The following is a 9,687-nucleotide window of genomic DNA, read 5'->3' as shown; positions in this document are numbered from 1 at the left end:
GCACGCGGTTGAACAGGTCGACCACGTCGATGTTGCGCATGCGGATGCAGCCCGAGGACGCCGCCTGCCCGATCTTCTCCGGCTCGTTGGTGCCGTGGATGCGGTAGAGGGTGTCGCGGCCCTTGTCGGAGAGGTAGAGGGCGCGCGCGCCCAGCGGGTTGCCGGGGCCGCCCTGCATCGGGTGGACGTGCGGCCACCGCTTGACCATCTCGGCCGGCGGGTTCCAGGCCGGCCATTCCGCCTTGCGGTCGATGGTCGCCGTGCCGCTCCAGCCATAGGCCTCGTCGCCGACGGTGACGCCGTAGCGCATCGCCTTGCCCTCAGGCAGGACGAGGTAGAGCTGCCGTTCCCTGGTCTCGATGACGATGGTGCCGGGGCGCTCCTTGGTCGGGTCGCTCACCTGGTAGCGGGCGAAGTGCGGGTCGAACTCGGCGTCGGGCACCAGCGCCATGAAGGCGGTGTCGCGTGCCGACAGGGTCGGATCGGGCACCGCCTTGAAGTTGCAGCCCGCGAGCAGGACGGCACATGCGAGGATCGGGGCGATGCGCATGACGGTCACCGTTCGCGTGGACCCCCGCCGGTGGAATCAGGGTTGACGGGGATTGAAGGAAGCATAGCCGTGCGAGGCACTTCGGCGTAGCCTCGCGCGTTGGCGGCCGGCACAATGCGCGGCTCTGTTGCCGTCTTGCGACAAGCCGGTCCGACGCGACGGGCCTCGATGCCGGAAGGGATGATCGTGACGACCCTGTACGTGAGCCACCCCGCGGCCCTCGACCACGCCGTCCCGGAAGGGCACCCCGAGCGCCCGGACCGCATCCGCGCGATCGAGCGCGTGCTGGAGAACGAGCGATTCGCGGGCCTCGTCCGCACCCTGGCGCCGCAGGCCGAGGCCGAGGTCGCGACGCTCGCCCACCCGCACGACTACGTCGCGGCGATCGTCGCGGCATCGCCGGCGTCGGGCCTGATCGCGATCGATTCCGATACGCTGATGTCGCCCGGGAGCCTGGAGGCGACGCTGCGCGCGGTCGGCGGCGCGGTGATGGCGGTCGATGCGGTAATGGCCGGAGACTGCGCCAACGCCTTCGTCGCCATGCGCCCGCCCGGCCACCACGCCGAGCGCACCCGCGCGATGGGCTTCTGCCTGTTCAACCATGCGGCCATCGCCGCGCGCCACGCCCGGGCGAAGGGCGCGACGCGGGTCGCGCTGGTCGATTGGGACGTGCATCACGGCAACGGCTCGCAGGACATCTTCTGGGACGACGGCGCGGTGATGTACGCCTCGACCCACCAGATGCCGCTCTATCCGGGCTCGGGCGCTCCCTCCGAGCGGGGCACCAAGGACACGATCGTCAACGTGCCGCTGCGGCCGGGCGACGACGGCGCGGTGTTCCGCGAGGCGTTCGAGGCCGGCATCCTCGCCCGCGTCGAGGCGTTCGAGCCGGACGTGATCATCCTCTCGGCGGGCTTCGACGCGCACCATCTCGACCCGCTGGCGAACCTGCGCCTCACCGAGGCCGATTTCGGCTGGGCGACGCGCAGGCTGATGGAGGTCGCCGACCGCCACGCCGGGGGCCGCCTCGTCTCGGTGCTGGAGGGCGGCTACAGCCTCGACGGGCTCGGCCGCTCGGTCGCAGCCCATGTCGACGCGCTGATGGGGCGGTGACGGCCCGCATGCGGGCATCCCCGGTCCGCGTCTATCCGCGCCCCGGGGTGAATTCGGCGTTCCCTGCCGGGAGAAAATGATAAGCCTGCGGCGGGCATGACGCGGCCGGGACCGGGCCGGCCCGCGGGGGGGCGTGGCGGGTGAGGCAGCGGCGGCATTCCGGCATGGTCTGGTCCGCGGCGATCGGGTTGGCGGCGCTGACGCTCGCCGTGCTCCTCGGCGGCACCGGCCTGCGGCAGGCGGTGTCGCGCCTCGCCGGCCCTGCCGCCGCTCCGACGCTCGCGGCGGCCACGCGGCCGGCGCCCATGCCGGCCGCCCGGCGCACCGCGATCGAGGGCGGCCGGGTCGTGGTCACGCTGACGCCGGAGGAGCGCGCGCGGATCGGCGTGGAGACCGTGCGGCGCGCGCCCGCCTCGCACGCGATCGAGATCCAGGCCTACGGCAGCGTCCTCGACCTCGCCCGGGTCACCGAACTGACGAATTCCTACGCCGGCGCGACGGCGCAACTGCAGACCGCCCAGGCGCGCGCCGAGGTGTCGCGCGCCGCCTTCCAGCGCGCCAGGAGCCTCGGGCCCTACGCGACGCAGGTGCAGATCGAGACGACCGAGGGCACCTTCCAGACCGATCAGGCGGCGCTCGCGGCCGCGCAGTCGCAGGTGCGCACGCTCGGCGCCACCGCGCAGCAGGAATGGGGCCCGGTGATCGGCCGCGGCATCGTCGAGCGGTCGCCGGCGCTCACCCGGCTGATCGAGCGCGCGGACTTCCTCGTCCAGGTCACGCTGCCGCCCGGCGAGTCGCTGAAGGGAACGCCCGGCGCCGCCTTCGCCGAGGTGCCGCCGCAGAGCGCGCGCGTGCCCCTGCGCTTCGTCTCAGCCGCGACCCGCACCGACCAGCGCATCCAAGGCCTGAGTTCGTTCTACACGGTGGCGGGCGACAGCGGCCTGCTGCCCGGCATGAGCATGCTCGCCTTCATCACCTCGGAGAGGGCGGCCACGGGCATCCTCGTGCCGGAGGACGCCGTGGTGCATTGGCAGGGGGCCGCGTGGTTCTACCGGGCGGTGGCCGGCGACGCCTTCGCCCGGCATCCCGTCGGCGCCGACCCGGCGCTGTCGGGCGACGCCTTCGTGGTCGCGGACCTGGGCGAGACCGAGATCGTGCTGCGCGGCGCGCAGGCCCTGCTCTCCGAGGAGCTGAAGGCGCAACTGCGGGTCTCCGGCGGCGCGGACGACGACTGACGCCGATGCCCGTGCGCCCCGACGAGCCCCGAGCCGGCCCGCAAGGCGCCCTGGTCGCCTTCGCGATCCGCTTCCCCGGCCTCGTCACGGCGCTGGCGCTGGCGCTGCTCGTCTACGGCACCGCGGGCCTTCGCGACGCGAGGTACGACGTGTTCCCCGAATTCGCGCCGCCCTCCGTGGTGATCCAGACCGAGGCGCCGGGGCTCGGCCCCGAGCAGGTCGAGGTCCTCGTGACCCAGGCCGTCGAGATCGCGATCAACGGCCTGCCCGGTCTCGCGACGCTGCGCTCCAGTTCGATCCAGGGTCTCTCGGTCGTCACCGCGACCTTCGAGGCCAGCAGCGGCATCTACCGGGTGCGCCAACTCGTGACCGAGCGCCTCGCGAGCCTCGCAGGCCGCCTGCCGCAGGGCGTGCAGCCGCCCGCGATGACGGCGCTGACCTCCTCCACCAGCACCGTGCTCCTCGTCGGCCTGACCTCGGACAGCCGCTCGGCGCTGGACCTGCGCACCATCGCCGACTGGCGCGTGCGCCTGCGGTTGCTCGCGGTGCCGGGCATCGCCCAGGTCTCGGTCTACGGCGGCGACGTGCGCGCGTTCCAGGTGCAGGTCCGGCCCCACGACCTGATCCGCTTCCGCCTCGGCCTCAACGACGTGCTCGCCGCCGCGCGCAGGGCCACCGGCATCCGCGGCGCCGGCTTCGTCGACACGGCCAACCAGCGCATCGCGCTCCGGACGGACGGCCAGGCGCTCACGCCCGAGGAGATCGCGCGCACGGTGCTCGTCAACGAGGGCGGCGCCAGCGTCGTGCTCGGCGACGTGGCGACCGTCGTCGCCGCCCCCGAGCCGCCGATCGGCGCGGCGCTGGTCGACGGCCGGCACGGCGTGCTGCTGATGGTCGGCGCGCAGCTCGGCGCCAACACCCTGGAAGCCACCCGCCGCGTCGAGGCGGCGCTCGCCGAACTCCGGCCCGGCCTCGATGCCGACGGCATCGCCTTGCGCGCCGACCTGTTCCGGCCGGCGAACTTCATCGCCCAGGCCAACGGCAACGTGCTCCGGGCGCTGGCGCTCGGCGGCATCCTCGTGGTCGGGGTGCTGTTCGTGTTCCTGTTCGACTGGCGCACCGCCGTGATCAGCGCGGTGGCGATCCCGCTCTCGCTGCTCGCCGCGGTGCTGGTGCTCGGCGCGCTCGGCGAGAGCCTGAACACCATGACGCTCGGCGGGCTGGCCATCGCCATCGGCGAAGTGGTGGACGATGCGGTGATCGGCATCGAGAACGCGGTGCGGCGCCTGCGCGCGAACCGCCGCCTGCCCGTCCCCGCCCCCGCGGCGCGCGTGGTGCGCGACGCGATCCTCGAAGTGCGCGGCGCGGTCGCCTACGCCACCTTCGCGGTGCTGCTGGTGTTCCTGCCGGTGCTGGCGCTGAGCGGCGTCGCCGGGCGGCTGTTCGGGCCGCTGGCGCTCGCCTACATCCTCGCGGTGCTGGCCTCGCTCGCCGTGGCGCTCACCGTCACGCCGGCGCTGGCGATGCTGCTCGTCGCGCGCCACACCCTGCCGGCCCGCGACCCGCCGGTGATGCGCCTCTCCCGGTCGGCCTACCTGCGGGTGCTGGCGGCGATCGAACGGCGCTTCGGCTTGGCCGCCGCGGCGGCCGTGCTGCTCACGCTCTGCGGTGCTGCGGTGCTGCCGTCCTTCGGCGGCACCTTCCTGCCCGACCTCAGGGAGGGCCACCTGATCCTGCACATGGCAGCCGCCCCCGGCACGTCGCTGCAGGAATCGCTGCGGCTCGGGACCCGCGTCACCGCGGGCCTCAAGGCCGTGCCCGGCGTGCGCGCGGTGGCGCAGCAGGTCGGCCGCGCCGAGGCCGGGCAGGACACCGCGGGCACGCATTACAGCGAGATCCACGTCGACTTGGAGCCCGGCCTCGACGGCGCGGCGCAGGCCGCGGCCGAGGCCGGCATCCGCGCGCTCACGGCGGGCACGCCCGGCGCGGCGTTCGCGCTGAAGACCTTCCTCGCCGAGCGCATCGAGGAGACGGTGTCGGGCCACACCGCGCCGGTGGTCGTCAACGTGTTCGGCTCCGACCTCGACCGGATCGAGGCCGCCGCCCGCGACGTCGCCCGCGAGCTCGCCGAGGTGCCGGGCGCCGCCGACGTGCAGCAGGCGGCGCCCGCCGGCCTGCCGCAGGTCAGCGTGAGCCTGCGCCGGAACGACCTGCGCCACTGGGGCCTCGACGCCGTCGGCGTGCTCGAGATCGTGCGTACCGCCTACCAGGGCGACGTGGTCGGGCAGGCCTACGAGGGCAACGCGGTGTTCAACGTCGTCGTCATCCTCGACAGCGCCGCGCGGGCGCGCCCCTCGGCCGTGGGCGACCTGCCGCTGCGCACCCCCGGCGGCAGCTACATCCGCCTCGCGCAGGTCGCCGACGTCTATGAGACCGCCGGGCGCTACCAAGTCCAGCACGCGGGCGCGCAGCGGGTGCAGGCGGTCACCGCCAACGTCGTCGGCCGGGACGTGGCGTCCTTCGTCGAGGCCGCCCGGCGCAAGATCGCCCGGGAAGTGAGCCTGCCGCCCGGCGTCCATGTCGGCTTCGCGGGCGCGGCGGAATCGCAGGCGCGGGCGCGGCGCGACCTGCTCGGCGCCTCGGGCTTGGCCGGCCTCGGCATCGTGCTGCTGCTGGCCGTCGTCACCGGCTCGGTCCGCAACCTCGTGCTCGTCCTGGCCAACCTGCCCTTCGCCTTCGTCGGCGGCGTGCTCGCGGTGGCGCTGACCGGCGCCGTGGTCTCGCTGGGCTCGATCGTCGGCTTCGTCACCCTGTTCGGCATCAGCCTGCGCAACGCGATCATGCTGATCGCCCATTACGAGCATCTCGTGGCCGCCGAGGGCCGCGCCTGGGGCCCGGCGACGGCGCTGGAGGGCGCGGGCGACCGCCTCGTGCCGATCCTGATGACCTCGCTCGTCACCGGCCTCGGCCTGCTGCCCCTGGCGCTCGGCGCCGGCGAGCCCGGCCGCGAGATCGAGGGCCCGATGGCGATCGTGATCCTCGGCGGCCTGATCACCTCGACGGCGCTGAACCTCGCGATCCTGCCGGCGCTGGCGCTGCGCTACGGGCGCTTCGCCGCGGCGTAGCGGCGTCCGCTACCCCTCCAGCGGCTCCGTGCCGAGCAGCGCGATCCCGAAGCCCGACAGGCCGACATAGGCGTGCGCGGAGGTCGAGAGGTTGCGGATCGAGACCACGCCGAGGTCGCGCAGGATCTGCGCGCCCAGGCCCACCTCGCGCCACTGGCGCACGCGCTGCGCCTCGGTGCCCTCCTCCCCGACGCGGCTGAGCGGCACGCCCGCGGTGCCGTCGCGCAGGTACACCAGGACGCCGCGGCCCTCGCGGGCGAAGCGCGCCATCACCGCCTCGATCTGGCGCCCGCCCTCGATCACGTCGGCCACGACGTTGGAGCGGTGCAGCCGCACCAGCACGTCCTGCCCGTCGCCGATCTCGCCGTGGACGAAGGCGAATTGCTGGATCGCCTCGAACGGCGTGGTGTAGGCGTAGCCGGTCATCGGGCCCGATTCGGTCCGGACCGGGAACTGGCCCACCCGCTCGACGAGCTTGTCGCGCGCCTGCCGGTAGGCGATCAGGTCCGCCACCGAGACGCGGGCAAGGCGGTGCGTCTCGGCGAACGCCGCGATCTGCGGGCCCTTCATCACCGTGCCGTCGTCGTTGGCGAGTTCGCAGATCACGCCGACCGGCGGCAGTTCGGCGAGCCGGCACAGGTCCACCGCCGCCTCCGTGTGGCCCGAGCGCATCAGCACGCCGCCGTCGCGCGCGATCAGCGGGAAGACGTGGCCGGGGCGCACGAAGTCGTCGGCGCCCATGTTGCCGTTGGCGAGCGCGCGCACCGTGTTGCAGCGCTGCTCGGCCGAGATGCCGGTGGTGAGCCCGTGCTTCACGTCCACCGTGACGGTGAAGGCGGTGCCGAGCGGCGCGTCGTTGGCGGCCACCATCGGCGCGAGGTTGAGGCGGCGCGCCTCGGCCAGCGGCAGGGGCGCGCAGACGATGCCGCAGGTGTTGCGGACGATGAACGCCATCTTCTCCGGCGTGCAATGCATCGCCGCGACGACGAGGTCGCCCTCGTTCTCGCGGTCGTCGTCGTCGGTGACGACCACGATCTCGCCGCGGGCGAACGCTTCGATGGCGGCGGTGACGGAGCTGTGGGGCAAGGGCGTGTCTCGGGAACGCTGGGGCTCGGGCGGCGTCAGGCGCCGACCTGCCCGCGGTGGCGGAGGTGGTGGTCGGCGAGCACGCAGGCCATCATCGCCTCGGCGACGGGGACCGCGCGGATGCCGACGCAGGGGTCGTGGCGCCCCTTGGTGATAAGATCCACGTCGCGGTTGTCGCTCGTGACGGTGCGCCGCGGCGTCAGGATCGAGGAGGTCGGCTTCACGGCAAAGCGCACGACGATCGGCTGGCCCGTGGAGATGCCGCCGAGCACGCCGCCGGCATGGTTGGCGAGGAAGGCCGGCCTTCCGTCGTCGCCGGCGCGCATCTCGTCGGCGTTGTCCTCGCCGCGCAAGGCGGCGGAGGCGAAGCCGTCGCCGATCTCGACGCCCTTGACCGCATTGATCGACATCATCGCGGCGGCCAGATCCGCGTCGAGCTTGCCGTAGATCGGCGCGCCGAGTCCCGGCGCCACGCCCTCGGCCACCACCTCGATCACCGCGCCGATGGACGAGCCGCTTTTTCGGATCTCGTCGAGGTATTCCTCGTAGAATCTGGCGGCCTCGGGGTCGGGGCAGAAGAAGGGATTGTCGCCGACTGCGTCCCAATCCCAGCGGGAGCGATCGACCGCGTGCGGCCCCATCTGCACCAACGCGGCGCGGATGGTCACGCCGGGGATCACCTTGCGCGCGACGGCGCCGGCCGCGACCCGCGCCGCGGTCTCGCGCGCCGACGAGCGCCCGCCGCCGCGATAATCGCGAAAACCATACTTGGCGTCGTAGGCGTAGTCGGCATGGCCCGGCCGGTAGCTGTCGCGGATCTCGGAATAATCCTTCGAGCGCTGGTCGGTGTTCTCGATCGTCAGAGCGATCGGCGTGCCGGTGGTGCGCTGGCGCCCGCCCGTGCGGTCGTCGGAAAACACGCCGGACAGGATCTTCACTTGGTCGGGCTCGCGGCGCTGCGTGGTGAAGCGCGACTGGCCGGGCTTGCGGCGGTCGAGTTCCGCCTGGATGTCCTCGGCCTCCAGCGCGAGCCCGGGCGGGCAACCGTCGACGACGCAGCCGAGCGCCACCCCGTGGCTCTCGCCGAAGGTGGTGACGCGGAACAGGTGGCCGAACGTGTTGTGGGACATCGCCCGCGTGCTCTAGCGCGCGGGCGCCGGGGGCACAAATCCTGTCGCGCGCTCTTCCCTTTCCCCCCTGCGGGAGAGGGTGACCCGCGAGCCAAGTCGGGATAGGAGAGCGCGCTTTCCGAATACCGCGCTCCCCTCTCCTGACCCTCGCGGACGCGACGGCCATCCTCCGCCGCAGAGGCTACCGTATGCACATATCCCCCCACGCGATCCGGACAGGGCGCGTGTCCCCTCTCCCCGCACGCGGGGAGAGGCCCGGCTGTACCCCGTCGTGCAACCGGGTAGCGAAGGCGAAGCCGAAGCGACGGTGAGGGGACGGAGCCGGATGAGGCTCGCCTTGAGACCCCCTCACCTTCGGCTGCCGCCTCGCTTTGCCGACGACGAGGTCGGCAAAGCCCTCTCCCCGCAGGCGGGGCGAGGGGATGCGCAGCCACCGACGCGCCAAGCACTGGGATGTGTGCATCCGCAAGCCTACAGAGGGAGAGGGAAACGCGCGGCGAGCTTTCAGCGCAGATCCAGCCCGCCGCGGGCCTTCAGCGCCCGGTACGCCGCGATCCCGGTGGCAAGGTCGCGATGCAGCCGCCCCTCGTCGCCCAGCGCGTCATGATCGTAGGCCAGCCCGAGGATGTGCGCCGCCGCGTAGCCCTCGGGCAGCGGGCCGGCGGTGCCGAGGTCGATCGCGCGGAGCGGCAGGCGATCGGCGAAGTCGGACATCCGCGCCCGCAGCGCGTCCCCGCTCCGGCGCAGGAACGCGTCGGCGTTCGGCCCGTGCTCGCGCATCGCGGCGACGGTGCCCTGGACCAGGCAGAGATACACCTCCGGCCGGTGCGCCGGGAACAGGTAGACGAGGTAGTAGCCCCGCGTCGCGCTGGTGGTGACGGCGGGGTCGAACACCGCGAGCCAGGGCACCGCGGCCCAGCGCGTGCCGCGGCCGGGGCTGCCCTTGGCGAGATGGCCGGGGGCGATCGGTTCCAGCGCCCGGCGCAGCTCGTCGGGGGCGCCCTTGCGGATCATCGCGGCAAGCGGATGGCCGGCCGGCGGGTCGAGGCGCGCCTCCGGGTATTCCTCGACGATCCGGCGCAGGGCGTGGCCGAGGCTCATGCTTCGAGCGCGTCAGGTGTCCCGCGGCCGCGCGAGCACGCCGCCGGTCATCGGCTCGCGCACGCCGGTGGTGCTCGGGAAGGTGATCGGCAGACCTTTGAGCGAGCGCACGGCCAGATGCGCGAAGGCCTGCGCTTCGAGGAAGGCCGAGGACCAGCCGATCGCGTCGGCGGTCGTGATCTCGGCGCGCAGGTGGTAGTTCAAGAGCCGCACCAGCTCGCCGTTGCGCGCCCCGCCCCCGGCGACGATCCAGCGGGTCGGGATCTCCGGCGCGTGGTCGAGCGCGCGGGCCACCGCGCGGGCGGTGAAGGCGGTGAGCGTCGCGGCCCCGTCCTCGGTGGAGAGCT

At 73.5% G+C, this 9,687-nt stretch carries 8 protein-coding genes; 3 read left to right on the top strand and 5 right to left on the bottom strand.

Annotated features, from left to right (window positions below; genetic code table 11):
- On the bottom strand, window positions 1-550 hold a 550-nt coding region (locus ACFE86_RS18960), incomplete at its 3' end, for a L,D-transpeptidase (RefSeq protein ID WP_375456877.1).
- Window positions 551-736: 186 nt separating this feature from the next.
- Here ACFE86_RS18960 and ACFE86_RS18955 point away from each other — a divergent pair.
- From ACFE86_RS18955 to ACFE86_RS18945, 3 genes are all read left to right on the top strand, one after another.
- Window positions 737-1,663, top strand: coding sequence for a histone deacetylase family protein (locus tag ACFE86_RS18955; protein WP_375456876.1), 927 nt, complete (start codon window positions 737-739; stop codon window positions 1,661-1,663).
- Between the two features lie 164 nt (window positions 1,664-1,827).
- Window positions 1,828-2,898, top strand: a complete 1,071-nt coding sequence (locus ACFE86_RS18950; RefSeq protein ID WP_375456875.1) for an efflux RND transporter periplasmic adaptor subunit — start codon at window positions 1,828-1,830, stop codon at window positions 2,896-2,898.
- 5 nt (window positions 2,899-2,903) lie between these two features.
- Entirely contained in the window at window positions 2,904-6,023 is a 3,120-nt protein-coding gene (locus ACFE86_RS18945) for an efflux RND transporter permease subunit (protein ID WP_375456874.1), read from the top strand.
- A gap of 9 nt (window positions 6,024-6,032) precedes the next feature.
- Here ACFE86_RS18945 and ribB read toward each other — a convergent pair whose 3' ends face one another.
- The 4 genes from ribB to ACFE86_RS18925 all read right to left on the bottom strand — a co-directional run.
- A complete protein-coding gene (gene ribB, locus ACFE86_RS18940; RefSeq protein WP_375456873.1) occupies window positions 6,033-7,109 on the bottom strand; it encodes a 3,4-dihydroxy-2-butanone-4-phosphate synthase in 1,077 nt (358 codons plus the stop codon).
- A 35-nt stretch (window positions 7,110-7,144) separates the two neighbouring features.
- Complete coding sequence (gene aroC, locus ACFE86_RS18935) at window positions 7,145-8,239, bottom strand: chorismate synthase (protein WP_375456872.1); 1,095 nt, start codon at window positions 8,237-8,239, stop codon at window positions 7,145-7,147.
- A 504-nt stretch (window positions 8,240-8,743) separates the two neighbouring features.
- A complete protein-coding gene (locus ACFE86_RS18930; protein ID WP_375456871.1) occupies window positions 8,744-9,340 on the bottom strand; it encodes a DUF3578 domain-containing protein in 597 nt (198 codons plus the stop codon).
- Between the two features lie 12 nt (window positions 9,341-9,352).
- On the bottom strand, window positions 9,353-9,687 hold a 335-nt coding region (locus tag ACFE86_RS18925; protein WP_375456870.1), incomplete at its 5' end, for an anhydro-N-acetylmuramic acid kinase.

It is taken from the genome of uncultured Methylobacterium sp. (assembly GCF_964244095.1).
In the GTDB taxonomy this organism is placed as follows: Bacteria; Pseudomonadota; Alphaproteobacteria; order Rhizobiales; family Beijerinckiaceae; genus Methylobacterium.
Note: the sequence above shows the minus strand (reverse complement) of the source record. Positions and strands in the feature narration are given on the sequence as shown.

Excerpts from the sequence above, each read along its gene's own strand:
- ACFE86_RS18950 (WP_375456875.1), top strand. The coding sequence starts at position 1,828 with ATGGTCTGGTCCGCGGCGATCGGGTTGGCGGCGCTGACGCTCGCCGTG.
- ACFE86_RS18930 (WP_375456871.1), bottom strand. The coding sequence starts at position 9,340 with ATGAGCCTCGGCCACGCCCTGCGCCGGATCGTCGAGGAATACCCGGAG.
- ACFE86_RS18945 (WP_375456874.1), top strand. The coding sequence starts at position 2,904 with ATGCCCGTGCGCCCCGACGAGCCCCGAGCCGGCCCGCAAGGCGCCCTG.
- aroC (WP_375456872.1), bottom strand. The coding sequence starts at position 8,239 with ATGTCCCACAACACGTTCGGCCACCTGTTCCGCGTCACCACCTTCGGC.